We start from the raw sequence: 25,286 nt of genomic DNA, 5'->3' as shown, positions 1-25,286 counted from the left end.
GTTAATTTTTACCAGAATTCCCAGAATTATTTAGGAAAGCCACGAGATTTTCCGCGGATTTCAAGCCAAAACCGGGAACCTCGGCAATCTCTGCGGCACTGGCTTCACGTAACCGTTTCACCGAACCAAAGTGCCTGAGTAACGCCTTCTGTTTAGCGGGACCCACGCCCGGTGCCGCATCCAAAATCGAACGCGTCATGGCACGGGCGCGTTTCTGACGATGCGCGCTGATGGCAAAGCGATGGGATTCATCGCGTAGATATTGCAACAGGTACAGAGCCTCGGAGGTACGCGGGAAAATGACCGGAAAATCGTCGTCCACCCGCCAGACTTCCTCCAAGCGTTTCGCCAGCCCAATGACTGGAATGTCCCATACCCCGACCTCATCCATCGCTGCCCGAGCAGCATGAACCTGGGGCAGCGCTCCGTCTACCACGACCAAATCGGGACGATAGGAAAACCGTCGTGGTTCTCTTTCTGTTCCCAAGGGGGGTAGGGCAACAGAAGGCGTCGTCTGGGGGGAAGGATGTTTTGTTTCTACCAGGTCCGTGCCGCGCGCGGTAGTTGTTGCATTAGGCTCGGATTGCGCCGAGCTCTGTCCGTTTTCTTCCTGAATGAGACGTTCAAAGCGCCGGCGCAGCACTTCGTTCATGGCGGTGGTATCATCCGGGGTCCCCGTGCCGTCCTCACCTCGAATCGAAAACTTCCGGTAGGCGTCTTTGCGGGGGGCACCATCCTCGAAGACCACCATGGAGCCCATTTGAAAGGTTCCTTGGGTATGGGAAATGTCGTAGCATTCAATGCGCAGCGGTGGATCAATCTCGAGCAGCCGTCCCAGATCGTTCAATGCCAGGTTTCGCTGCGTCAAATCCCGAGCCCGCCGAGTCTTGTACAGTCGGAGCCCTTCCACCGCGTTGAGCTGTACCCGCGAGAGAGCTTCACGTTTCGCCCCTCGCTGTGGCACCCGGATGCTCACTTGGGAGCCCCGCAAGGCACCCAACCAACGCTGCAGCATACCCACGTCTGCCGGAGAAACCGAAACCAAAATTTCTTTAGGGATGACGGAGGTGTCAAAATGCGCCGTATCGTTGGCAGAACTGGGTCCAACTCGCCGCGGTCGCGCGACTCCCCCCTCGTGAGCAAAGTCTGCCGCCGCTTCTCCATAAATTTGTTCCAAAGCGCGTGCCATCAGGGAGGGCTCGTCCAGATCCTCTTCCCGCGCACTCACCCAACCGCGCTGTCCGCGAATTCGCCCTGCGCGCACATAAAACACTTGGACAGAAACCTGAAGTTCATCGGCTTCGAGGGCGAACAAATCCGCATCTGTATCATCGCTAAGCACCGCGGCGTTTTTTTCCAAAACCTTACGCAGCGCCTCCAGTTGGTCCCGTTTCCGCGCAGCCTCCTCAAAACGATAAGCCTGGGCATCGTCCCACATGGCAGTCTCGATTTCGCGAAGGAACCCGGCATCGCGTCCACTCATGAAATCGCAGACTTTTTCTGCCAGTTCCCGATGCTGCGCGGCACTAACACGACCGATACATGGCGCGGCGCACCGTCCGATATAGCCCAATAAGCACGCCCGATTAGCGGCTTGAGCCCGTGCAAACACCCCGTCAGAGCAGGTCCGCACCGGAAACACCGTTTGCAGCAGGTCGAGGGTTTGACGAATTGCCCACACTGCCGTGTAGGGACCGAAGTAGCGCACCCCGCGTTGATGGGCAGTACGCAACACTCCCATGCGCGGATATTCCTGGTTCATCGTCACCGCGAAGTACGGGTAGGACTTGTCGTCCTTAAACATCACGTTGAACTTGGGATCGTGTTCTTTAATCCAGGTGTATTCCAAGGTCAAGGCTTCAACCTCAGAACCGACCACCACCCAAGACACAGAAGCGGCAGTTGCGACCATCTTCGCCGTGCGCGGATGCAGGCGTGCCGGATCTACAAAGTATGAGGTCAGCCGATTACGCAAGTTCTTGGCTTTCCCCACATAGATGACCCGATTACGTTCATCGCGCCACCGGTACACCCCCGGTTGCGTGGGAATCTCGGAGGCTTTGGGGAAATCCTGCGGTTTCATGGATACCTCACGTCGCCGTTAACAGGGTCACGCGGCACTTGACCCGGATACAACACGGCATAGCCGGTAAAGGTCATGAATCCAACACTTCTGAATTTAACCCTGACTCGGTGTCAGGAATCCCCAATTCTTCGGCTCGTTTATCAGCCATTGCCAACAGACGACGAATTCGACCTGCCACCGCGTCTTTCGTCAGCTGCGGCTCACTGAGCTGACCGAGTTCTTCCAGCGAAGCCTGTTTGTATTCCAGCCGCAGCCGCCCAGCGGAAATGAGATGCGGCGGAATGTCATCGCCCAGGATTTCAAAAGCCCGGCGCACACGTGCCCCTGCCAGCACGGCAGCCCGGGTGGATCGGCGCATATTGGCATCATCAAAATTAGCCAACCGGTTGACTTCCCCGCGCTTTTCGCGCCTTTCACGTTTATCTGCCCACTCGTTTAAAGCCTTTAACGCACCCATCTGCGTCAGCAACGCCCGAATCGAATCGTTTTCTCGCACGGCTACTCGACAAAGTTGACGCACTTCTCGTGATTTTGCGTTCGCTCCCATCCGCCGTGCCATCCCTACCAGAGCAAGTGCCGCTTCAGGACCGGGCGCCGTAACTTCCAGTGCCGATGATCGGGTTGGTTCCGTCAGCGAACCACGCGCCAAGAAAGCTCCGCGCCACGCGGCGACACATCCGGACAGGGACCCGGCGATAATTTCCGGTGCCAGACCTCGCACCGGACGCCCCTGCTTATCCAACAGACCAGTTTCTTTCGCCAGCTTTTCCGCCCCGGAGACCACCCGCACCACGTAACGATCCGATTTACGGATTCCGGTTCCACTGACCACCACCACGGAAGATGCCGCGTGATACAGGTTCTGCAAAGCGAACTGCAGCCGCTTCGCACTATTGGCATGATCCAGTTCCGCTTCCACCACGATGGATCCCGCCACCAGGTGAATTCCCCCCGCGAATCGCAGCAGCGCAGATATCTCAGCGCGAAAATCAGCTCGCGATTCGACGCGAACCCCCGCGAGCTCGTCTTTCGCGGCTGCCGTAAGGGACATAGTGTAACTTCCTCCTGGTTGTGAGAATCGGCACGTTTATGAGCAGATTAGTGAGTCCAATCACCATTCTAGCTAATGATTGTCGAGGACCTCGATACTGGATAAATCTCCCCAGTTTCCGCTCATTGCATCCTTGAACGCAGCCGCTAGCCGCAAGGAATCGTGACGTGGGGTGCCGTCTCCGATTGAAATCTGGCGCAACATGACCTGACTTCCCAGGTCGTTAGCGGCATCTTGCAAGTCATCAATATCGGTCACCGAAACGGGATCCCCAATGACCACAGACAGTCGCAACTCCGGCACAATCTGATGCAATACCCGCAAATGGTCGGGAAGGGTCAAGTCTTGTGTCTCTCCGCGTTGGCGGCTGAGGTTCAGCACCAGCGCTTTCCGTGCCGGAGAGCGCACCAACGCCTTCCGTAAGTCTGCAATCAGCAAATGTGGCATCACCGAGGTGTACCAGGAACCCGGTCCCAAAACCACCCAATCCGCACTTGTGAGCGCCTGCAGGACCTGCGGCGTAACCGGAGCGTCGGGAGGATCCAAACGGATTCTGCGCACCACTCCCGGCGCTTTCGCGATCTTAGATTGCCCGCGTATCGTTTGGATTTCTCCGTTGACTTCCAAATCAGCTTCGATAGCCATGGGGACGGTAGACATCGGCAACACTCGACCTTGTGCATCCAACAGCCGGGTCATCCATTCCAGTCCCGCCACCGGATCATCCAGAATCTGCCACAAGCCAGCCAACAACAGATTGCCCAGGTTGTGGCCGTTCATTTCTCCGTTCGATTTAAACCGAAACTGCAGGATATCACGCCAGGTTAGACCCCAATCAGACTCATCGCACAGCGCTGCCAAAGCCATGCGCAAATCCCCCGGTGGCAGCAGGTCGAACTCTTGCCGTAAACGCCCGCTGGAACCTCCATCATCAGCTACGGTGACGACCGCCGTGAGGTCAGTAGTAAGGTGACGCAGAGCTGAAAGCGTAGCATACAGTCCGTGTCCCCCACCAAAAGCCACCACTTTCGGACCGCTCGCGCGCCCCGGCCACACGGAATCTTGGGGAGGTTCAAAATAATGTCCTTGTGTCTCCATGCTTACAATCCCCCGAATTATTCCTTACCAATATCACGATGCGCGGTACGCACCTGGAAGCCTTTAGATCGCAACAGGTTAGACAGGCGTTCTGCCATCGCCACCGAACGATGCTGACCTCCGGTACACCCCACGGCAATCGTCACAAACGGCTTCAACTCGTGCAGGTAGCCATTCAGCACCGGCGCCAGAGTATCAACATAGTTTTGGGCAAATTCACTGGCTCCAGGCTGACTCAGAACATATTTCGCCACTGCTTCGTCCCGACCGGTCAGATGCCGCAGCTCCGTCACCCAGTAAGGATTAGGGAAAAATCTCACATCGACCACGTGATCGGCGTCCATGGGTAAACCGTATTTAAACCCGAAACTCATCACCGTCACGTTCAAACCATTGACGGATTCTCCGGACACGATTTCACGAATCCTCCTGGCCAGGTCGTGAACATTCATGTGGGTCGTATCCACATAAATATTGGCACGGTCGCGAATCGGTCCGAGCAAATCCCGTTCCGAGGCAATCCCGTCCATAATCCGCCCTTCCCCCTGCAGCGGATGCGGGCGGCGCACCTGTTCGTAGCGCCGCACCAGCACCGCGTCCGAACAGTCGAGAAACAACACTTGCAGATCGACTTGAGCTTCGCGTAAGGCATCCAAGGTCGACATAAATTCGGAAAAGAAACTGCGCGAACGGACATCCACGACCACTGCTAGACGGTGCACACCCTCGCCGCCGGGGGTCATCATACGCGCCAAAGGACCGAGCATCCGGGGAGGCAGATTATCCACCACATACCAGTTCAAATCCTCCAAGACCTGAGCGGTTTGGCTGCGCCCAGCCCCACTCATCCCGGTAATAATCATCATCTGGGCGCGTTCGCTAACGTCGCGCACGGACTGGGCATCCAACTGGGGAATACCGGAGGGAACCGTCGGGGTGGAATCTTCACTCATGTTTCCAGCTTATCGAGTTGCCGGGGGAAGTTCAGGATTTGCAAGCGCCCAAATCTAAAGCTCTTCCGCCGCTTCCATCCATTGTTCCTCAAGTCGTTCGAGTTGATCACGGGCAGCGTGCAATTCTTTGGCTAAATCTGCCAGTTTTTCATAGTCTGCGGGGTCTGTGGCTGCCAGCTGAGATTCAATCTGGGTGACCTGCCCGGTGGCCTTGGCAATCTTGCGTTCCACGGATTGCAGACGTTTTTGGGTTTCGTAATCGGCTTTGGAACTGGTTTTTCCGTTCACAAGGGGAGTCTGTGACATCAACGGCTCGTCAGACTTGGGTCGGCTGGCTTGCCGCGCCTGAGCTGCCAGCTCCAAATATTCGTCCACGCCTCCGGGAAGGTGGCGCAACCCGTGGTCAATAACGGCGTATTGATTATCGGTAATGCGTTCGATGAGATAGCGGTCATGGGAGACCACCAGCAACGTTCCTGACCAGGCATCCAACAAGTCTTCCAAAGCGGTCAGAGTATCCGTATCAATATCGTTGGTGGGCTCGTCCAGAATCAGCACATTCGGTTCTTCCAGCAGTAACAGCAGGATTTGCAGACGTCGTTTCTGTCCTCCGCTCAACGCCCCCACTTTGGCTTGTAGCTGAGAGGAATTGAATCCCAAACGTTCCAGCATCTGGGCGGGGCTGAGTTCCTTGCCCTCCACTTCGAAAGAACCTTTGAGCTTGCCCAGTACCTGATAGACACGGTACTCCGCGATTTCACGCAGTGCCCGAAACTCTTGGTCCAAGATGCCAATCTGGACGGTTTTACCTTCGCGGCGCCGTCCCCGAGTCGGGGTGAGCTCCCCTGCCAGCAAACCCAGCAGGGTTGACTTTCCCGCCCCATTAGCTCCCAAGATTCCGGCGCGCTCTCCCGGAGCCACCCGCCAAGTCACATCGCGTAAAACCGGGCGTGAATCGTCCGACCCGTCGTAGGAAAAATCCACGTCCACCAGGTCCACGACGATTTTGCCGAGCCTTCTGGTGGCCAGTTTCACCAGCTGCACCGTGTCGCGCACCGGCGGGACATCTTCGATGAGAGCGTTGGCGGCATCGATGCGAAACTTCGGTTTGGAAGTTCGCGCCGGAGCTCCGCGCCGCAGCCACGCCAGTTCTTTGCGTAACAGATTTTGACGCTTTTCGGCAGCGAGGGCAGCCTGACGATCACGTTCCACGCGAGCCAAAATATATGCCGCGTAGCCTCCTTCAAAGGGCTCCACCCTACCGTCGTGAACTTCCCAAGTATCGCGCGACACCGCATCGAGAAACCACCGGTCGTGCGTCACCAGCAGCAGGGCACCCTCCCGCGTGGACCAGCGGCGATTGAGGTGGTGCGCCAGCCACGCTACGCCTTCCATATCCAGGTGGTTCGTGGGCTCGTCCAGCCCGATGACGTCCCAATCGCCAATCAGGAGTTTGGCCAGGGCGAGACGTCGCCGCTGTCCTCCGCTCAGGGCTTCTACCGGCGATTCCCATGCGATAGCGGGCAGCAGCCCGTCCAGCACTTCGCGAATGCGCGGGTCGCTGAGGACTTCGTGGTGTTTGGAGCCTGCTAACAGCACAGTTTCCACAGTGTCGGAGCCGCTTAAAACGTCCTCTTGTCCCAACAGAGCCACCCGCAGCCCGTTGCACCGGGTAACGAGCCCGGAATGTGGCTGTTGGGCTCCAAACAGCACCCGGAGCAGCGTTGATTTGCCATCTCCGTTGCGACCAACGATTCCGATACGATCCCCAGCGGAAACTCCCACCGTGACATCGTCCAGCAGCAGCTTGTCCGGGTATTCCACATGCAGGTTTTGCCCACCCAAAAGGTTACCCAAGACGCCTCACTCTCAAAACTGCCGGTACCCCTCTGTGGAACCGGACCAACTGCGAAAAAACCGGGAAACTACCCTTGTGAGACCACAATATCGGCGTTCGTGGAATCCGTATTGATGACCCCGGTAGAAGCAGCCCTCCGGTGACGACGACGCGGCGCAGTATTCTCCGTGGGAGTCTCGGCTTCAGTCAGTTCTAGGCGCGCTTGTGCACCATCCAAAGCGGGTTTCTCGGTGACCCTTTCTAAGGAGGGCTTTTCCGCAGCCTTTTCCAGGGAAGGTCTTTCCGTCGATGATGTCAAAAGTTTCGGTTCCGTAGTTCGCGACGAGTGCGATTCCGAGGCGGTTGCGGATGACTCATGTTCCTCAGAGGCATGAGCTGCGGTAGCGATAGCCGCCATAGTCTGACGCACTTCCGGATTTGTTTCCTTCACGGATTTCGCTCGGGACCGACCACGTTTCGAGCTGGTCCCAGACGCCGAACCGCGTCGGGCAGAGGAATGTGACACCACGTCTTCCGGGGCTTGCCCATTGTTCTCAACCGGCACATCGTGGACGATGAAGCCACGCCCATCACAGCATTCACACTGGGTCGAAAAGGCTTCCACCAGCCCCTGCCCGACCCGTTTGCGGGTCATCTGAATCAGACCCAGGGAGGTCACTTCGGTGACCTGGTGACGAGTCCGATCACGACCCAAGCATTCCACCAGGCGGCGCAGTACCAAATCCCGGTTCGATTCGATAACCATGTCCACAAAGTCGATGACCACGATGCCACCGATATCTCGCAGCCGCAGCTGACGCACGATTTCTTCGGCGGCCTCCAAGTTGTTCTTGGTGACGGTTTCTTCCAGGGTGCCTCCCGCCCCGATATAGCGCCCGGTGTTCACATCAATGACCGTCATTGCTTCGGTTCTATCGATAATGAGATAGCCGCCACTGGGCAGCCATACTTTGCGTTCAAAGCCTTTTGCGAGCTGTTCATCAATACGATGGGCAGCAAAAATGTCATCCTCGCCTTCCCAATGCTTCAGGCGGTCCTTTAATTCTGGGGACAAATCGCGCACATACTTGGAAATGGTCTTCCATGCGTTGTCACCCTGAATGGTCAGGGAGCGGAAGTCCTCATTAAATATGTCACGCACGACCCGCACTGCCAGTTCGGGTTCTCCGTGCAGCAGGACCGGTCCGTTGCGGGTCTTGCGCTGTTTCGTCTCGATTTCTTCCCAAATCCGAGTGAGACGCTCCACATCGGCACGCAGCTGTTCTTCCGTGGCGCCCTCCGCAGCAGTCCGCACAATCACTCCGTACCCAGCCGGAATCATAGTTTTCAGCAGAGCCTTCAGACGTTTACGTTCCTCCTCAGGCAATTTGCGTGAAATACCGGTCATCGCACCGCTGGGCACCAACACCAAGTGACGACCAGCCAGGGTAATTTGTGACGTCAAACGAGCACCCTTATGACCAATCGGATCCTTGGTGACCTGTACCAAAACCAGGTCACCAGGATTGAGGGCTTCCTCAATACGCCCAGTCTTAGCATTCAAACCGGCGGCGTCCCAGTTTACTTCCCCGGCATAGAGGACCGCGTTGCGACCCTTACCAATGTCTACGAAAGCCGCCTCCATCGAGGACAGCACGTTTTGTACCTTGCCCAAGTAAACGTTACCCACGGCAGTCTCTTGGGTATGGCGCGAAACATAATGTTCGACCAGTAAGCCGTCCTCTAAAACCGCAATCTGGTTCAGATTGTCTCGTTCGCGCACGACCATCTCGCGCTTCACGTTTTCTCGGCGAGCCAGGAATTCCGCTTCCGTGATGGGAGTCCGTTTACGACTCTCCTTTCGTCCCGCCTTCCGGCGAATCCGTTTTGCTTCCAACCGGGTGGAGCCGTCGAGAGCCTTGACTTCCTCGTTCTCCCCACTATCGGAACGAGTCCGGCGACGGCGCCGACGCGTCGTACTGTTCTCGTCCTCTGAAGTCGTGTCTTTCCGGTCGGCGGGAGAGTTAGCTCCCTCTGGGGTATCGTTCGCCGAAGGTTTTTTGCGACTGGAAGTTCTGGAGTTAGTCCGAGAGCTCGATGCCGATTCATTCTTTGTAGCCGCAGACTTCTTTCGACCGTGGCTTTCCGACTCAGCTGTGGCGCCACTGCCACTGCCTTGTTTAGAGCGGGAATTACGAGCGGGTTTTTCTTCGGCTGGTGCTGCCGGCGCAAAGCTGGACAGGTCCGGGGCCTGGAAAAGCAAACTGGCAGCAGGCAGAGCTACCCCGGCACTGGGCGCACTGGCGGCAGACAACGCTTGCGAAGCAGAGAAAGTCGGATTGGAATCCTTTACTGCCTTGCTGGCTGAGGAATTAACTTTTTGGAAAGTCTCGTCTTTCGTATCTTTGGCTGCGGAGACCCGAGTACGCGCGCGTGCCGCACCAGAATTACGGGAAGTTTTTTTAGCAACCGTATTAGCATCAGATTCTGTTGTCTTATTCACTATAAAGCTCCTGCAGAGACCAGCCAGCAACCTGCCGGTCTATTTAGTTATCAGTCATCACCAAACGGTGGAAAGTCTAGAGAGAGACGGGATAAACCGGACTAATGAAACCGTGAGACTGCGTCCACAAAAAGTTCCGAGTCGCCGACTTGGGCTGCTCAAGACATTCCTATCTCTGTCCGACATCCTATCGCACCGTGAGAATTTTGCCCAGAAAAAAACTTCTGCGCAGGTCCGAAATGTACAAGTTGGTAAAATTTTAGGGTAGATTTAAGAGATGGCTCAGGTTCACTTGGCGATTACGCTGCGTGACCACGAAGTAAATCTGGTCCTCATGCAATTTCTATAAATTCTACGGAAAGGCGGAAAAGGTGACCGTCGTCTCAATGGGGCTTGAAAGCCTCGACTTGGCGCGGTGGCAGTTCGGTATCACAACCGTCTACCACTTCATCCTGGTTCCGTTCACCATTGGCATGTCCTTGCTGGTAGCACTGATGGAAACACTGTGGTACCGCACCGGCAAGGAATACTGGCTAAAGGCGACACGGTTCTTTGGAAGGCTGTTTATTGTTAACTTTGCCCTGGGCGTTGCAACCGGTATCGTGCAGGAATTCCAATTCGGCATGGGCTGGTCCGAGTACTCCCGCTTCGTCGGTGATATCTTCGGCGCTCCTCTGGCTTTTGAGGCTCTGCTCTCGTTCTTTATGGAGTCCACGTTCCTCGGAGTGTGGATTTTCGGTTGGGGCAAGATCTCCAAGAAAGCTCACGTTGTCGTGTCTTGGCTGGTAATGGTCGGCGTCAACACTTCTATGTTGTGGATTATCGGCGCTAACTCCTGGATGCAGCGCCCGGTAGGGGCAGTCTTTGACCCGGCTACCGGTCGTGCAACCTTGAATGGCGCTACCGCGTTCTTCCAGGTTGTTACCAACTCCACCATGTGGCTCGCGGTGTTCCACGTAGTAACTTCTTCTATTTTGCTGGCCTCCACCATCGTGGCTGGCATTTCTTTGTGGTGGATGGTTCGCGCCGCCAACGCTGGCGGTATCGGCGATACCGAAGCTCGCGAAGTCTGGCGTCCGATTGCCCGCTGGGGCATGACCATCATGTTGGTCTCCGGTGTTTTGACCATCGCTTCGGGTCACCTGCAAGGTCAGCACCTGGTTTACTACCAGCCTGCCAAGATGGCTGCCGCTGAGGGTCTGTGTGCCGGTGAATCCGGCGCACTGGCGCTGCTAGCCTTCTCGGATTGCCCGCAGGACATCCAAAAGAACGACGACGGTACTTGGCCGTTGACCGAGGTCGGTGTCGGTAAGATTCCGGGTCTGCTCGGTTTCGTGGCACACAACTCGTTCTCCCGTTCTATCGCTGGTATGGCTGACTCTTCCGAGCGTACCCAGACCATGTTGGAGAACGCCGCGGACAAGTTCGGTGATAAGGCTCCGAATATCGACACCGCTAACACCTCCGGGATTAAGGGTGAAACCGGTGTTTACAGCTGGGCGCCTTACTCGCCTTCCCTGCTCTTGGTATTCTGGTCCTTCCGCTTGATGATGGGCTTGGGGCTGTTCTGCGCAGTCTTGGCACTGGTTGGTCTGTACCAGACTCGCGGTGGCAAGGTTTCGACCTCTAAGGGTCTGAAGAATCTCGCCCTGATTACGCTGCCGATGCCGTTCCTGTCGGCATCCTTCGGCTGGATTATGACCGAGTTTGGTCGTCAGCCCTTCATCGTGTACCCGAACCAGGACGCTTTTGGTTCAGACCTCGCGGTTAAGACCGACGCTGCCGGCGTATTCATGCTGACTGGCGATGGTTTGTCTGGTGTAGTCAACCCGCTTGAGTTCTTGATTTCGCTGATTCTGTTCACTTTGGTTTACCTGGTGCTCGGTATCATCTGGTTCAAGCTCATGGTTCGTTACTCCAAAGAGGGCATCAACACCCCGGCCTCCGATGGTGGTCCGAACGCTGCCTCTCAAGACTTGTCGTTCGCTTACTAAGGAGGAATTCAGACAATGACTTTTCTGCAAATCCTTTGGTTTATCCTCGTAGCAGTTCTGTGGGCTGGTTATCTCGTCCTCGAAGGCTACGGCTTGGGCACGGGCATGTTGCTGCGCATCATCGGCAAGACCGATGACGAGCGTGGTCAGATGGTTCGCGCCATCGGTCCGCACTGGGACGGCAACGAAGTGTGGCTGCTCACCGCTGGTGGTGCGACTTTCGCTTCATCCCCCGAATGGTACGCCGTGATGTTCTCCGGTATGTACATCGCTTTGTTCTTGGTTCTGCTGTGCTTGATTGGTCGTATTGCGGCTATTGAATGGCGTAACAAGGTGGACACGCTGCAGTGGCGTGGCACTTGGGATACTATCCAGACCATCGCAGCTTGGCTGGTTCCGGTTCTGCTGGGCGTAGCCTTTGGCAACCTGGTCGCTGGCATGAAGATTATCGTGGCAGATCCCAAGACTCCGTTCACCGAGGTTGGTCCTGAAAACGTTGACATCGCTAACGCCGGTATGTCTCAGATTCACTCCTTCATTGGTTTGGGCGAATTCCCCTTCAGCCAGCTGGTGAGCTTGCTGATTGGCGGTTCTGGCTTCGCAATTCTCGGTGGTTTGGTGATTGCCTCCCTGTCCTTGGTCCAAGGTGCCAACTTCTTGGCTCTGAAGACCGACGGAGCGGTACAGGAACGCGCAGTCGCGCTTGCCCCGAAGTTGGGTCTGGTTTCGACCGTCCTAACCGCGGTCTTTGCGGTGTGGGGCACTTTCGCGTTCAAGGGCGCTGGTTTCCTCTTCGCCCTGGTGTTCCTGGTTGTCGCTGCAGTCTGCCTCATCGTCAGCCTGCTCTTCGCGTTCAAGGGCGCTTCGGCTAAGGCTTTCACTTTCAACTCCGTTGCGATTGCAATGAGCGTTGCCTGGGTGTTCGCCATGCTCTTCCCCAACGTGATGAAGTCCTCGATTGATCCGGCATACTCGCTGACTATTGCTCAGTCTGCGGCTTCTCCCAGTACCCAGATTGTGATGACCGTAGCGGCCATCATCCTGGTTCCAATCGTGTTGGGCTACACCATCTGGTCGGTCTACATGTTCCGCGCTCGTATCAGCGTGGCGCCTGCGGGCGGTCTGGAGCCCGGCAAGATTCGCGAAGGCGCGAACTTCCTGGTTGGCTAAATAAAGCGACGACGGTCTAAACCGTTACGGGCGGGTCACCACGGTGACCCGCCCGCACCAGTTTTATCAGGGATTTTTGGCTGAGCTCGCTGTGGAGATTTTCTCTAAAATATGGAAAGCTGAGGGGGTGAAACCCCTGGATCCCCGACTGCTGAAGTACGCCAAAACCGCCCGCGGATACATTATCTTTATCACCGTTTTCGGTTTTCTCTCAGCAGTTTTCATCATCGCGCAAGATTGGCTTATCTCCAAAGCCGCGACCCCGGTCATCATGGAACATCAGCCTCTGTCTTTCATCGTTCCCACCCTCGGCGTGTTGGTCTTAGTCCTTTTGGGCAGGGGCTTGTCCCTGCTGATTCGACAGTGGTTTGCGCACCGAGCAGCGACGGGCGCGATCCGGGAAATCCGGCAAAAAGTCCTGACTCATGCCACGAAGCTCGGTCCCCGCTGGCAAACCCAACACGGTCAAGACACCGTCACCACAGTCGTACGCGCCTTGAAAGATCTCGACGCCTACTTTGTCTTTTTTCTCCCCCAGCTTTTACTCTCGGTGACAGTTACTCCCCTGACATTGTTGGTAATCGTTTACCTCGACTGGATTAGTGCCATTTTCGTACTGGCAACTATCCCACTCATCCCCCTGTTCATGATTCTCATCGGGATTTTGACCCAGGAATACTCTGATAAACGTTTGGCCTCCATGAAACGCATGGGCGGTCAGCTGGTGGATCTATTGGCTGGTCTGGCTACTCTCAAGTCCTTGGGTCGCGAACAAGATCCTGCCAAGCAGGTGAAACGCGTCGGTTACGAATATTCCCGTTCCACCATGCAGACTTTACGTGTCGCGTTTATGAGTGGCGGTGCCCTGGAATTCTTGACCACACTGTGTGTAGCACTGGTAGCGGTCGAAGTCGGAATTCGCTTGTTGAATAACCAACTTGACCTGTTCACCGGGCTGCTGGTCATTATGCTGACACCGGAGGTGTTTAGCCCGCTGCGGGAAGTGGGCAAACAGTTCCATGCCTCCTCTGATGGGGTTACCGCCGCGGAAGCCGCTTTTGCTATCTTGGAAGAACCGTTGCCCAAAACAGGACATATCGCGGCTCCTGACCTGACCAAAGCCACTATCCAGCTGCATGACGTAGGGGTGAAAGCCCGCGGAATGTGGGCTCCTGCCAGTCTGACTGCCAACCTCGAACCGGGGAAAATTTATGCTCTGACCGGTGCCAGCGGTTCCGGGAAAACGACCACTGCCATGAGCATGCTAGGGCTGCAAACCATCGACCAGGGGGAACTGACGGTGAGCGGACCTGCGGGGAGTGTACCACTGCCCGAAATCGACCTCGCCTCGTGGTGGGAGCAGTGTGCTTGGGTTCCTCAAAATCCTGCTATCCTGCCCGGCACAGTGTTAGAAAACTTAGGCGAGTCCGGAACCGAGCCCAGTCCCGCCCTAGTGGAAGCCAGTCGCATCACGCACTTTGACGAGGTGGTACAGGGGTTGTCACAAGGCTGGCTGACCCAGCTTGGCGCTGGTGGCTTGGGTCTGTCCGTCGGTCAGCGGCAACGCTTGGCACTGACCCATGCACTGACTCAACAGGCGCAGCTCATCGTCTTGGACGAGCCGACCGCGCACCTCGATGCGAACCTGGAAACCCAGGTAATCGCTGGAATTAAAACCCTAAAGTCCCAAGGTAAAACCGTAGTTGTCATTGCCCACCGTCAAGCAGTGCTGAACGTAGCCGATGTGTCCATTCCGGTAGACACCAGACCCTTCACCGCAGCTGAGGTGGAACAGGAAGCCCAGGCAGCAGCTGCGGCAAAGCCGAAGGTCCGAGCACACAAACGCAAACCAGATGGGCGTGAGGATTTGCCCCCACTCATTTTGAATCTTGATTTTGCTGATAACGAGGTGCGCGCATGAGTAGCAACAAGTCAACTTTTCCCGCCGAGTTTATGGAATCTGCTGCTGAGTCCGCCAGCTCTGCCATGCCAAATACCGCATTTATTTCTCGCGAGGAGCTGCGTAACCTGCGCCTGACCTACAGAATGATGCGCTTGAATCGTGCCAATATGGCTCTGGCTATTCTCTTGGGTGTTTCGACGCTAGTCTGCGCCATCGGGCTGTCGGTCGTGGCGGCTTGGCTCATTGCCCGTGCTGCCCAGATTGACGCTCTGTGGATGGATTTGGCGGTCGCAGCCGTAGCGGTACGTTTCTTTGGGATTGGCAGGGCACTCTTTCGCTATCTGGAGCGCCTAGCGTCTCACAAGGTCGCCCTGTTGGGAGTCGCTGATTTGCGCCACACGGTTTACCGCATTTTGGCTGGTCGCCCGGCAAAGAACATCGCGGCTTTGCGACGCGGAGAAATCTTGGCGCGTACCGGAGGCGATGTCGATTCGGTCGGAGACTTCGTGGTGAAGTCTGTCCTCCCCGGAATGGTTACCGCTATCACTGCCATCGCCACCGTTATATTATTCTGGTTCCTGGCTCCCCTGGCGGCGCTCACGCTGCTAATCTGTCTGCTGATGGCTGGCGTGGTGGGACCCCTCCTGACGATTCGTTCGGCACGTATCGCCGAGTTAGCCTCCCAGCAGGCTCAGATAGAGCTGACTGCCAGCGCCCAAAACCTGCTGATGAATGCCAGCGAGTTGGCGGTTTCCGGACGCTTGCAAGCCGCACAAGACCACCTGAACCAGGTGGAACAAGTCATCCAAAAGCTTAAAGACAAGGCTGCCCGTCCTTCTGCAATCGCCGCCTTTATTGACAATATTTCGATGGGCGCGGCAGTCCTGTGCGGTTTCCTGATTGGCACTCCCCTGGTCGTCAGCGGTCAACTGTGGGACGTAAACCTGGCGATTTTAGTGCTGGCTCCCCTGGCAGCCTTTGAAGGAACCTCCCAACTGGCTGCCGCTGCGGTACAGCTGGTGTCCTCCGGTGCCGCCGCGACCCGGCTGGTGGATTTGATGGGTGGAGCGGACTATGTCGAGACAGCCCTGAAACAGATTTACGCCGCGGACGCCGCCCCGAACAGCAATGCTGCCCCGAAGGCAGTCTTCAACGAGGAAGGGCACCACGCGGAAATCTCACCCGTCACCGAAGTTGAGGCTCATCTGGTGGCAAAAGACCTGGAGATTGGGTGGCCCGGCGGACCGATTATTGCCAGCGGGATTGACCTGGACCTATGCCCCGGCAAGGCTTTGGCAATTGTCGGGCGCTCTGGAATTGGCAAATCCACACTGCTTTATACTTTGGCAGGCTTGATTCCCCCCCGAGGTGGCAGCCTGACACTGGGAGGAATCGACATCACCGCGCTGCCGCGGTCCATCGTGAGTGAAAAAATCGTGATGACCGCAGAGGACGCCCATATTTTTGCCACTACCGCCCTGGAAAACATTCGGGTAGCACGAGCCAATGTAGGAACCCTAGAGGCGGAAAAGCTGTTGCAAGAGGCCGGGATGGGTCAGTGGCTGCAGGCTGCCCCAGATGGTCTGGACACTCTACTCGGCATGGACGGGGCAGCGTTGAGCGGCGGGGAGCGCCGACGCATCCTGTTGGCACGAGCTTTGGCGACCCCAGCGCAACTCCTTGCCCTGGACGAGCCCGGCGAGCATCTGGACGGGGCTATGGCTGACCAGCTTGTCTCCGACCTGCTGTCTACCGGCAAGAGTGGGGAACGTGGTGTGCTGTTGGTCACTCACCGGCTCAGCGCCCTGGACAAAGCCGATGAAGTTATTGTGCTCGGTAAGCTGGATAGCGAAAATGACGAGGTGACCCGCATCACCGCGCGGGGAACACACGCTAGTTTGGTCGAGACTAACCCCACTTACCGTTGGAACCTAGAACAGGAGAAGAGCTACGTCTGAGCGAGTCAGCCCCAAGGTCAATAAATATTTAGGGGAAAGTCATGCTGTTTTGCGTGAAAAAATTAATGCACTGAACTTGGAGCTTGAAACTTTACAGCGATGGAACCGCATGAGCCAAAGCATCACCACGGCTCTGTTGGAAGATACCGATGAGGAGGAAGCACTGGCTCTCATTGCTTCCTCCGTGCGTCGGGTGGCGGAGGCTGATACGACCTTGATTGTGCTGCCCAGCTTGGGCGGAAAATACATCTGTGAAATTGCTGACGGCGAGGCAGCCGCACAGATGATTGGTTTGGAATTTCCTCCCGAAGGACGCGCCCAGTCGGTCATCCGCAACAATGTTGGCATTATCGTGGAATCTATGGAGCGCGCCAACTTACTGCGAATTCCGGAACTGTCCATTTTTGGTCCGGCTCTCTATGCCCCGATGAGCGAGCGCGGTGCTGCCAGCGGTGTGATTATCCTATTTCGCAATCCCGGCAGCCCCGAATTTACCGTCCCGGATTTGCGCTCCGCCGAGAATTTTGCGGCCCAAGCTACCCTAGCGTTGCGCTTGTCCGGCGTGCGACAGTCCGAGGATCGTGCGGAGCTGTTGGAAGAACGCCAGCGCATTGCCCGCGACCTGCATGACCTGGCTATCCAACAATTGTTCGCGACTTCTCTGCATCTCGAAGCGCTAAAGGAAGACCTCAGCGATCGGGAACTCACGGCACAGACAATTCGCACGACTCTGGATGAAGCGCTGCATTCAGTGGGCGACTCGGTAGGGGAAATCCGTCGGATTGTCAGTGAACTGAAAGATCAAGACACTGCCGAACCGGAACTTTTGGGTGGGTTGCGAATGGAGGCTTCGCTGTCTCGCCGCTCCCTCGGCTTTGCCCCGTCACTCATTGTGCGCCTAGATAATGAAGTTTGCACTCTGGACAATATGGAAAGGATGGAGGAACGGCTGCGCCACAGGTTACCGGATTCTCTCATCTCTGATGTTCTTGCGGTAGTACGAGAGGGACTGACGAATGTGGCTCGGCACGCTCATGCTACTGAGGTACGTCTGGAAGTCGATATTTGGTTTAATCCGGGGTTGGTTCCGCCTCGCTGCGCCCTCAATGAAGCAAGCGTTCCCCTGCCCACCCAGACCAATGGGATGCTGCGAGTAGAGATTCAGGATGACGGGTGCGGGCTTGATTCCAGGATTGATCACCATTCAGGCTTAGCCAACATGACCGCCCGCGCCACGATTCACCTGGGGATGATGCGCATCGGAAAACGCCCTGACGGAGCCAGCGGAACCCTTCTGACCTGGTGCATTCCGCTTGAGTAGCTACGCGAGAGGTACCCCCTGGTCAACTGCTGTGGTGGTTACAGTTCGGCACGCGGAGAATTCTTGCGCCACTCGGCAGAGCGCTGCGAAGCCACCCACGCTGCCACCTGAGTGCGCCGCTGCAGACCCATCTTCGACAGCAGTGCGGTAATGTGGTTTTTCACGGTCTTTTCAGCCACTCCCAAAGTGTCCCCGATTTCTCGATTAGACAGACCATCGCCGATTAATCCCAGAATTTTCTTTTCGGTAGGGGTCAAGCGTTCGGTAGGACCGCTGCGATTAGCGCTGGTGCGTGTCACGGTGCGTTCATCAAGCAGAGTTCTGCCTGCCGCTACTGCTTTGATAACGTTAGTGATTTCCACCCCTGCCACAGTCTTCAACAAATAAGCAGCCGCCCCAACTTCCAAGGATTCTGCCAGGGCCTCGTCATCATCAAAGGAGGTCAACACAATCATGCGCGCGTTTGGTGTCATCACTCGCAGTTGTCGAATCAAATCAATGCCGGTGCCATCGGGCAGCTGCAAGTCCACCAAAACCACATTAGGGTTTGCCAACTCGGCTCTCGAGAGGGCCTCGGCAACTGAGCCGGCTTCGGCGACGACCTGTAAATCCGCAGCCCTATCCACGATCTCAGCGATGCCACGGCGTACAATCTCGTGATCGTCGACAATCATGACGCGAATTTCCGACAGCTCAGTCATCTCTGGTCCTTCCTAACGCTTTCGCTGGCAGCGTGGACAAAACACGCTGGAGCGACCGTCAATAATCATCTTATCGAGCCGTGTCCCGCAGCGGTGGCAACTTTGTCCACCCCGTCCGTAAACCTGCAATTCTTTTGCGAATTCGCCTGGATTGCCCCAAGAATTCACGTATAAGCGGTCAAATGAAGTACCCCCAAAGACCAACGCCTGTTCCATCACCGCCGCCACGGCACCTAGCAATTTCCGCAGTTTCCTATCGCTGAGCGACCGACCGGGAGCAGCGGGATGTATCCGGGCAGCAAATAAGCCTTCATCTGCATAAATGTTTCCGATACCGGAGACAATGCTCTGATCCAACAACTTGGTTTTGATTGCTCGCGTGCTGGCATGAGTTTTTTTCACGAAATCTGTTGTATCTCGGCACGGATCGAGCACATCGCGGGCAATATGTTCCACGCCCTGCGGTAGCAGCGGTTCCGGGGCACCCATCCCTCCGGGAGCACCATCCGCGGTGGGTTGCAACGGTCGGAGTTCGACATGACCAAAGGTGCGCTGGTCGCAAAATACCAGGTCTTTCTCATTGTCGAGAGTGAAGCGAAGGCGTTCATGAGGCAAAAGTCGAGTCTCTCTCGAATGCTGCGGAGCGCCTTGTGGTGACGCGGCTGCCTCTTTACGGTGCAAAGTCGCGCCCCTAGATTCCACTCGCAGCTGTCCCGACATACCCAGGTGCATCACGAGGGCAAGCGGACCTTTTTCCCTGGGGGTATCCCCTAGCAAAGGAAACCACAAAAACTTTCCGCGCCGTACTGCCGCACCTAGACACGCCCCCACCAGTCCTGCGCGCAACCCCGTGATTCCCCCCTGCTGATTGCGCAAAGTCCGCTCATGGGTGGGGTCGCTGACACTGAGAACCCGCGCCCCCACCACGGTTTGCTCCAGATTACGGCGAATTGTCTCCACTTCGGGAAGCTCCGGCATATGCTATCTATTCCCCGAAACGGTCTTGCAAAATTTCGAAAGCTGCCTCGGCTGCGCTGTGCTCAGCGGATTTCTTGGAGGTTCCCTGACCTTCGCCCAGCACTTCACCGGCTATACGAATTTGAGCAGTAAATACCCGAGCATGGTCCGGTCCACTCCCCTGCACCACGTACTCCGGTTCACCCAGAGAATTAGCGGCCGCGAACTCGCTCAGATGGGTCTTCCAATCCATCCCGACCGCCCGGCGCGGCGCGTTGCGCAAGTATCGGCGGAGGTGACGCTCGATAGTGACGCGCGTCGATTCCAACCCTGAGGTGAGGTAGGACGCACCAATCAGAGCCTCTAAAGTGTCGGACAGGATGGAGTCCTTTTCTCGACCTCCCTGTCGGTCCTCACCGATTCCCAGCAAGATGTAATCGCCCAGATGCAGTCGTCGTGCAACTTCCGCCAGTGGGGTTTGACTGACGGTGGCGGCCCGCATCGGAGCCAACTCCCCTTCGGGAACATCGGGGAAGTTACGGAACAGGTATTCGGTGACCACAATCTGTAGCACCGCATCCCCTAGGAATTCCAACCGTTCATTCGTGCCGGTTGAGCCAGTTTTCCCATGTTCGTGGGCAAAGGACCGGTGCGTCATCGCGACCACCAAAAGTTCTGTATCGACCGGTTGTCCCCAGTCCGCCAGTAAACGTTCTAGGGTGGCTCGAGGTTGACCCGGTTCGCCAATTTTGTCTGTGTTTCGTGGGGACTGATTCACGAGGCTTCGTCCCCTCCAGTTTCCTGGGCGCGCAGCTCTTTCGCTAAATCTCCCAACGCCGCCCACCGCGGGTCCAAAACTTCGTGATGGTGATCGGCGGGCAAATTCTCAAATTTTTCTCCGCAATCCGGGCACAATCCTTGACAGTCGGGTCGGCACAATGGCAGAGTCTCCATGCCTAGCACCAGAGCGTCCCGCAGCACCGGTTCGAGGTCCACCTCGTCTTCGGCACTCACTTCAAGGATGTCTTCCCATTCCTCGTCTCCCTCCCGGCGGGCAGCTTCGCGCGCTCCGGGAAAGAAAAACATCTGCGTTTCGTTAACCTCTACTGTACTTGGAACCGGGTCCAAACAGCGCGAGCATTGGGCATCGGTCAGCACCGTCCCCTGCAAGCTGACCAATATCCCCTCGTGCAGGGACTGCAAGCTGACCTCGAAACTACCTTCGGGCTCCCGCAAAGCCACGACTCCATTCGTCCACGTGCTTGGCAACGGCAACAGGTAATCGTGCAGTTCCAGCGTCTTTCCGGGATTGCCCGGCAGAGAGGTTAAACCGATGCAGTAGTCAGACCCGGTCTGCGTACCGGTGGACCGGGCAGAGGGTTTACCGGCATCACGCGCTGTGGCGCTGCTAGTCATTTTTAACCTCCGCGTTCTCCCCTTCCAGGTGGGGCAAATCGTCGGGGTTGAAGCGCGCGCGTTCACTTAAGACTCTCCGCCCCGCGGCGGACTGTTCCTTTAGCTTGTCGAGGGTTTCTTCCAGCACCGTCAGCTTTTCCTCACAATAGCGATCCGCTCCCGCCGCTAGGTCAGTAGCCTGTTGGGTCGCGGTCTCGATAATCATCTCGGCACGTTCCTTGGCCATAACGACGATACGTTCCTGATTGACCAATTCATCGGCACGAGCATGGGCATCAGCTTGGATACGTTCAGAAGTGGAATTTGCTTGCACCAAAGCTTCCTCTGCTTCCTCTTGGGCACGGGCGATGACCGCATTGGCTCCAGCTACAATCTGGTTTGCGATACGGATATCTGCCGGCATAGCTTCGCGCGCCGATTCCACCAAGGAGAGCGCCTGAGCCTTATTGACCAGCACGGATGAACTCATCGGCAGGGAGCGCGCTTGTGAAATTAAGGCTTCTATCTGGGCTAATACATCCATCAGCTCCGAGCCTTTATAGTCCTGAGCGTTCAGTGCCGCCACCATTTGTTCCGAGGTTAGGGCTTCCGGCTCCACGATTTCTGCTTTATCGCTCTGTTCCGGCGTTGCTGAGTCCACCTCCTCGCCGAGAGTCTCAGAGGTTACCTGCTCGGCAGCTGTTTCGTCCACGCTGTCCTCTGTTGCGGTAGGTAAATCCGCCGATTCCTTCATCTCGTCGTCCCTGTTTTCCTCGCTCATTTTTCTCCCTAGCTGTTGTGTTTGTCGAAACGGGCTGCAATGACATTATTATCCCGGTTTGGCGGGCTGACTTGGTAAGCCTCATACAGAGCCCGCGCAGTATCCGCACATACCATCGTATAGACATCAGCCCCGTAACTGGCGACTTCTTTAACCATAGAACTTGAGACGTGAATCAACGCCGGTTTGCAGCCCACGAATACGGTCGGCGGAGCTCCGATTTGGCGATTCATCTGACTCATTGGATTTTCGTAATCAAAGTCCTGGGACGTGCGCAGCCCTTTCGCGATGACGTCAATCTGATGTTCTTTACAGAAATCAGCTAACAGTCCCTCCACGGTCTCTACATTGACACGCGTCTCGAGTTTCGCTTCCCGGATAGTGGTCTGCGCCAGTTCGATACGTTTCTCCACTGAAAGCAGTGGAGTTTTCTTTGAGTTATTAGCAATTCCGATTACCACGACATCGGCAAAAGCTAAACATTGCTTCACCATATCGAGGTGCCCATAGGTGAAGGGATCAAAAGTTCCGGGGCAAAGCGCTTGAGTCACGTATCCAGATTACCGGCAATTCGACTAGGCTGTGGTCTGTGACACGAATTGTTGCTGGCGAAAAAGGGGGCTTGCGCCTGAATGTCCCGAAGTCGGGGACCCGTCCCACTTCGGAGCGGGTGCGCGAAGCGATGTTCTCTCACCTGCTTTGTTCGGGGTTCCCACAAGGTGCCACGGTTTTGGATTTGTTTGCTGGTTCAGGAGCTCTCGGTTTGGAGGCGCTGTCCCGCGGCGGGGCGTCTGCGGTCTTCGTAGATGCCGCCGGGTCTGCAGCCAAAGTGTTGCGCGCGAACATCGACGCCCTGCGCTACCGCGACCGCGTGCGCGTCCTGGTGAAAGACGCTGCCAAGTTCGTTTCGGAGCTGAAGCCGACGTATTGTTTTGACCTCATTTTTTTGGACCCCCCCTATGCTTTGGCGCCTTATGTGCTCTGCGAGATTCTGGCAGGTCTGACCGCGCATCTCAGCCCGGAAGGAATCATGGTCTTGGAGACGTCAAAAAAGTTTCCTGCTCCTGAAATTCCTTCGGGACTGCAAGCCTATGCCGCCAAAAACTACGGCGATACCCTGGTTACTTATTTGCAGAGGGTGTCGAGCTGAGGTTCAGTTGAGCGGCACCCTGCGCAATGATGGCACCAAGGGCCGGCAGCACCAGATAGATGGCTTCTTTTACAATCATCATCCCGGAATCGTTGATAGGCACCGCCACCGCCATGCCCAGTAAGATACCTAAAGCCACTACGCGCAGCGCGGGCTGGTCGGTGAGCTGATTCCAAGAAGACACCCACCGCGGCCAGGACACCTGGCGACGTTTCACAATCACCAAAGTCGTCGCTAATACCGCGACCACCAGCACCAAAAGGATAACGACCCCCAGATTGTTCACAAAGGAACGCAGCACGTCACGGACTTTTCCAGCAATTAGCTCCCGGCTTTCGCTGCTGCCCAAATTGGACCAAAAATTCCCAATATGGCTGTCTGAGCCGCGGGAGAACCAGCCGATAATCCCCATCACCGCCAGAGTAGACACCACCCATAAACCAGCGTGCCACCAGCGTGGCGGCACCCCCGCAGCCATCAGGGCGACAATCCCGAAAGCCAGAATAATTCCCGGAGGTCCCCCAAAATCGGCGCCCCAACCGGGTAAAGCATCGACTAAAAGAACCGCGACACCGAGCCCTGCTGTAATCCATCCAGCTCGACGCTGACCCCAGAAACGTTGCAGTACCGGCAGCAACGCCAGCAAAGCTCCGGCAATGAGGATGATGTAGGTGCGATTAGAGATACCGTAGTAACGCCGCGAACTGAGCACCAGAGAGCCCATGAATCCGTTGCGCTGGTGGGCAGATCCCAGCATGATGTCCAGCGCTAAAATGAAACACGAAATCCCCGCTAGGATAGCCACCGCGTGAGAGCTACGCCACAGAGAAGCCACCAAAACCGCCGTAATCACCGCGGTCAAAGCCAGGGATATCCCGACTGATCCGACCGCCGAGTCGGTACCGGGCAAGTTCCACCACGGAATCCAGTTCAGGAACAGCGCAGCTGGAAGCATCGCGAAAGCGACAAGACCCAGGAGCCGCACCACCCACCAGTTGTTCGCCAAGCGTCGCGTGCCGGACGAAGCGAAAGCCCAAATTAGCAGCGCCCCCATAGCGAGGTAGGAAAACAGGTGAAACACCTGATACCACGGCGAATTGGCTCGCAGGGCGGAGGTAGCATGGCGCTGCTGTTCAGTAATCATGGCACAAGCCTTAGCGACGCCGGCGACCGGGGTGACGCTCAGCTCGGGAAGGATTATATTTGCCGGTGGGACCATCTTGGGTTCCACATAGGCACGCGCATTGAACACTAAACCGCGTACGTCGGCAAGGGTTGCTAAGCCGAGAGCATGAGTCGTGGAGGTATAGAGCACACCGGTGGTTTCAGTCAATCCTTTCCTCGGGGTCGCGGATGGTTTCCCATCCGTCAGCGCCAATCCCGGAGTCTGTGCGGCTAGCAGCTGCAGCGACCTGGCTCCTTCAAAATCTCCCAAAGAAGCAATAACCACAGGTCGAGGATGCGCTGCACTCTGATTTGCGCTCAAGATGGCAGAAAGTTGCTGTAAGGATAGGGTCTTTGCCGTGTCGTAAGTGTTCTGGTTCAGAACGGCGGTGTCAACGGTATCCAAATCCACCACGACATCGCTGGGGGCAGCAGCGAGAAGTTCTTGCCAGGCGGATGCCAGGGCTGTCCGGTTCTTTAGGGGCTTGCCCAGCGGCGGAACAGGCTGTTGCGCTTTGGCGTCAAAGGCAGCTCGGGCACCAGCCCCGGTACGCTCGTTATAGAGAGAATCCAGCGCGGAGGGATTAATCCGCTCCATTTCAGGGATTACCGGCAAAGGTTGCCAATGCGCGACCTGACCGCGGTGATTCGCCAGCGGAATTCCCGCATTTCTTCCTACTGCCCACGCATCCGGAGCAAAAATCCCGCGCGCGGGCCAGGTGATGTTTTCCGTACGACCTTTGAACTGTGCATAGGTGACCGCTGTAGTTTTGGGCAGGGATGGGGCGGCGGGAGTTATCTGCGCTGGGGTTTCCGCGGTCGTACCGTCACTCTTCACCAGTTTCATCCCCAAGCACTGCGCCCCCACAGTTTGCGCCAGTCGACGTCCTTCTTCGTCCGCGACATCGCCACGGGCACGCAGTTGCATCCATCCCTCGGTGGGGCAGGTATAAATCCGAAAAGACCTGGTACTCAGTGCCGAAAATGTGAACGGAACCAGCATTTGACCCAGTTGATTGCCCTGTAAATCAAGATCGCTGGGTTTCAGACCGCTCATCCCTAAAAACAACACGCCGGGGGCATCCGGAGAAGGAAGGATAGCGTCAGCGTTTTGTGTCCACCTCGCGGTGGGAAATTGTGGTTCGTGCACGACCTCGGTCATCGCGCTAGCCTGCGGAAGTAGTACTGCCAGCGTTACTGCTAGCATCGCGACAAATGCTCCCAGACGCCGCCACCATGAACACATAGGTGGAATTTTACCAAG

Annotated in this window: 19 protein-coding genes; 6 read left to right on the top strand and 13 right to left on the bottom strand. The window is 56.5% G+C overall.

The genetic code is table 11. The annotated features are described in order from the left end of the window. Position 1: 1 nt before the first annotated feature. From uvrC to HMPREF0576_RS02600, 6 genes are all read right to left on the bottom strand, one after another. The gene (gene uvrC, locus HMPREF0576_RS02625) at positions 2 to 2,083 is read right to left on the bottom strand and encodes an excinuclease ABC subunit UvrC (RefSeq protein WP_004010588.1); all 2,082 of its coding nucleotides are present in this window, start codon (positions 2,081 to 2,083) and stop codon (positions 2 to 4) included. Between the two features lie 73 nt (positions 2,084 to 2,156). Further along, positions 2,157 to 3,137: a DNA-binding protein WhiA gene (whiA, locus tag HMPREF0576_RS02620; protein WP_004010587.1), complete on the bottom strand. Its 981-nt coding sequence runs from the start codon at positions 3,135 to 3,137 to the stop codon at positions 2,157 to 2,159. 72 nt (positions 3,138 to 3,209) lie between these two features. Further along, positions 3,210 to 4,235, bottom strand: coding sequence for a gluconeogenesis factor YvcK family protein (locus tag HMPREF0576_RS02615; RefSeq protein WP_004010586.1), 1,026 nt, complete (start codon positions 4,233 to 4,235; stop codon positions 3,210 to 3,212). A 17-nt stretch (positions 4,236 to 4,252) separates the two neighbouring features. Then, entirely contained in the window at positions 4,253 to 5,188 is a 936-nt protein-coding gene (gene rapZ, locus HMPREF0576_RS02610; RefSeq protein WP_004006680.1) for an RNase adapter RapZ, read from the bottom strand. Positions 5,189 to 5,242: 54 nt separating this feature from the next. Beyond that, complete coding sequence (locus HMPREF0576_RS02605; RefSeq protein WP_004010585.1) at positions 5,243 to 7,045, bottom strand: ABC-F family ATP-binding cassette domain-containing protein; 1,803 nt, start codon at positions 7,043 to 7,045, stop codon at positions 5,243 to 5,245. Between the two features lie 68 nt (positions 7,046 to 7,113). Next, positions 7,114 to 8,922: an Rne/Rng family ribonuclease gene (locus HMPREF0576_RS02600; protein ID WP_004010584.1), complete on the bottom strand. Its 1,809-nt coding sequence runs from the start codon at positions 8,920 to 8,922 to the stop codon at positions 7,114 to 7,116. 992 nt (positions 8,923 to 9,914) lie between these two features. Here HMPREF0576_RS02600 and HMPREF0576_RS02595 point away from each other — a divergent pair. From HMPREF0576_RS02595 to HMPREF0576_RS02575, 5 genes are all read left to right on the top strand, one after another. Beyond that, positions 9,915 to 11,522, top strand: coding sequence for a cytochrome ubiquinol oxidase subunit I (locus HMPREF0576_RS02595; RefSeq protein WP_004006676.1), 1,608 nt, complete (start codon positions 9,915 to 9,917; stop codon positions 11,520 to 11,522). Positions 11,523 to 11,537: 15 nt separating this feature from the next. Next, complete coding sequence (cydB, locus tag HMPREF0576_RS02590; protein ID WP_004006675.1) at positions 11,538 to 12,692, top strand: cytochrome d ubiquinol oxidase subunit II; 1,155 nt, start codon at positions 11,538 to 11,540, stop codon at positions 12,690 to 12,692. 127 nt (positions 12,693 to 12,819) lie between these two features. After that, complete coding sequence (cydD, locus tag HMPREF0576_RS02585) at positions 12,820 to 14,613, top strand: thiol reductant ABC exporter subunit CydD (protein WP_181964218.1); 1,794 nt, start codon at positions 12,820 to 12,822, stop codon at positions 14,611 to 14,613. Further along, the gene (gene cydC, locus HMPREF0576_RS02580; protein ID WP_004006673.1) at positions 14,610 to 16,553 is read left to right on the top strand and encodes a thiol reductant ABC exporter subunit CydC; all 1,944 of its coding nucleotides are present in this window, start codon (positions 14,610 to 14,612) and stop codon (positions 16,551 to 16,553) included. Before cydD ends, cydC begins: the two co-directional genes overlap by 4 nt. Positions 16,554 to 16,662: 109 nt before the next feature. Beyond that, entirely contained in the window at positions 16,663 to 17,874 is a 1,212-nt protein-coding gene (locus tag HMPREF0576_RS02575) for a GAF domain-containing sensor histidine kinase (RefSeq protein WP_013189620.1), read from the top strand. A 38-nt stretch (positions 17,875 to 17,912) separates the two neighbouring features. Here the strand turns inward: HMPREF0576_RS02575 and HMPREF0576_RS02570 are convergent, their stop codons facing one another. The 6 genes from HMPREF0576_RS02570 to coaD are packed head-to-tail and all read right to left on the bottom strand — an operon-like array spanning position 17,913 to position 22,259. After that, on the bottom strand, positions 17,913 to 18,575 hold the full coding sequence (locus tag HMPREF0576_RS02570; RefSeq protein ID WP_004010582.1) for a response regulator: 663 nt from the start codon (positions 18,573 to 18,575) through the stop codon (positions 17,913 to 17,915). A gap of 12 nt (positions 18,576 to 18,587) precedes the next feature. Next, positions 18,588 to 19,553, bottom strand: coding sequence for a bifunctional DNA-formamidopyrimidine glycosylase/DNA-(apurinic or apyrimidinic site) lyase (gene mutM, locus HMPREF0576_RS02565; RefSeq protein ID WP_004010581.1), 966 nt, complete (start codon positions 19,551 to 19,553; stop codon positions 18,588 to 18,590). A 7-nt stretch (positions 19,554 to 19,560) separates the two neighbouring features. After that, positions 19,561 to 20,310, bottom strand: a complete 750-nt coding sequence (gene rnc / locus HMPREF0576_RS02560; RefSeq protein WP_004006669.1) for a ribonuclease III — start codon at positions 20,308 to 20,310, stop codon at positions 19,561 to 19,563. Then, complete coding sequence (locus HMPREF0576_RS02555; protein WP_004006668.1) at positions 20,307 to 20,948, bottom strand: YceD family protein; 642 nt, start codon at positions 20,946 to 20,948, stop codon at positions 20,307 to 20,309. Before HMPREF0576_RS02555 ends, rnc begins: the two co-directional genes overlap by 4 nt. After that, positions 20,941 to 21,708 carry a hypothetical protein gene (locus HMPREF0576_RS02550; RefSeq protein ID WP_004006667.1) on the bottom strand — a complete coding sequence of 256 codons (768 nt, stop codon included), beginning with the start codon at positions 21,706 to 21,708 and terminating at the stop codon, positions 20,941 to 20,943. Before HMPREF0576_RS02550 ends, HMPREF0576_RS02555 begins: the two co-directional genes overlap by 8 nt. An 8-nt stretch (positions 21,709 to 21,716) precedes the next feature. Beyond that, on the bottom strand, positions 21,717 to 22,259 hold the full coding sequence (coaD, locus tag HMPREF0576_RS02545; RefSeq protein ID WP_004006666.1) for a pantetheine-phosphate adenylyltransferase: 543 nt from the start codon (positions 22,257 to 22,259) through the stop codon (positions 21,717 to 21,719). Between the two features lie 38 nt (positions 22,260 to 22,297). Between coaD and rsmD the strand changes: the two genes are divergently transcribed. Further along, the gene (gene rsmD / locus HMPREF0576_RS02540) at positions 22,298 to 22,858 is read left to right on the top strand and encodes a 16S rRNA (guanine(966)-N(2))-methyltransferase RsmD (protein WP_004010580.1); all 561 of its coding nucleotides are present in this window, start codon (positions 22,298 to 22,300) and stop codon (positions 22,856 to 22,858) included. On the opposite strand, the gene HMPREF0576_RS02535 is transcribed toward rsmD, so the two are convergent. Continuing rightward, positions 22,830 to 25,268: a tellurium resistance protein TerC gene (locus HMPREF0576_RS02535; protein ID WP_245527311.1), complete on the bottom strand. Its 2,439-nt coding sequence runs from the start codon at positions 25,266 to 25,268 to the stop codon at positions 22,830 to 22,832. The genes rsmD and HMPREF0576_RS02535 overlap by 29 nt on opposite strands. Positions 25,269 to 25,286: the final 18 nt, after the last annotated feature.

Origin of the sequence: Mobiluncus holmesii ATCC 35242, from assembly GCF_000185445.1 — a bacterium.
GTDB lineage: Bacteria > Actinomycetota > Actinomycetes > Actinomycetales > Actinomycetaceae > Mobiluncus > Mobiluncus curtisii.
This window is presented reverse-complemented; position numbering and strand designations above follow the sequence as displayed.

Bases quoted from the DNA above. Each gene is read 5' to 3' on its own strand.
- HMPREF0576_RS02595 (WP_004006676.1), top strand. From the start codon at position 9,915: ATGGGGCTTGAAAGCCTCGACTTGGCGCGGTGGCAGTTCGGTATCACA.
- cydB (WP_004006675.1), top strand. From the start codon at position 11,538: ATGACTTTTCTGCAAATCCTTTGGTTTATCCTCGTAGCAGTTCTGTGG.
- whiA (WP_004010587.1), bottom strand. From the start codon at position 3,137: ATGTCCCTTACGGCAGCCGCGAAAGACGAGCTCGCGGGGGTTCGCGTC.
- uvrC (WP_004010588.1), bottom strand. From the start codon at position 2,083: ATGAAACCGCAGGATTTCCCCAAAGCCTCCGAGATTCCCACGCAACCG.
- mutM (WP_004010581.1), bottom strand. From the start codon at position 19,553: ATGCCGGAGCTTCCCGAAGTGGAGACAATTCGCCGTAATCTGGAGCAA.
- HMPREF0576_RS02555 (WP_004006668.1), bottom strand. From the start codon at position 20,948: ATGACTAGCAGCGCCACAGCGCGTGATGCCGGTAAACCCTCTGCCCGG.
- rapZ (WP_004006680.1), bottom strand. From the start codon at position 5,188: ATGAGTGAAGATTCCACCCCGACGGTTCCCTCCGGTATTCCCCAGTTG.
- HMPREF0576_RS02550 (WP_004006667.1), bottom strand. From the start codon at position 21,708: ATGAGCGAGGAAAACAGGGACGACGAGATGAAGGAATCGGCGGATTTA.
- HMPREF0576_RS02535 (WP_245527311.1), bottom strand. From the start codon at position 25,268: ATGTGTTCATGGTGGCGGCGTCTGGGAGCATTTGTCGCGATGCTAGCA.
- HMPREF0576_RS02615 (WP_004010586.1), bottom strand. From the start codon at position 4,235: ATGGAGACACAAGGACATTATTTTGAACCTCCCCAAGATTCCGTGTGG.
- HMPREF0576_RS02575 (WP_013189620.1), top strand. From the start codon at position 16,663: ATGAGCCAAAGCATCACCACGGCTCTGTTGGAAGATACCGATGAGGAG.
- HMPREF0576_RS02570 (WP_004010582.1), bottom strand. From the start codon at position 18,575: ATGACTGAGCTGTCGGAAATTCGCGTCATGATTGTCGACGATCACGAG.
- cydC (WP_004006673.1), top strand. From the start codon at position 14,610: ATGAGTAGCAACAAGTCAACTTTTCCCGCCGAGTTTATGGAATCTGCT.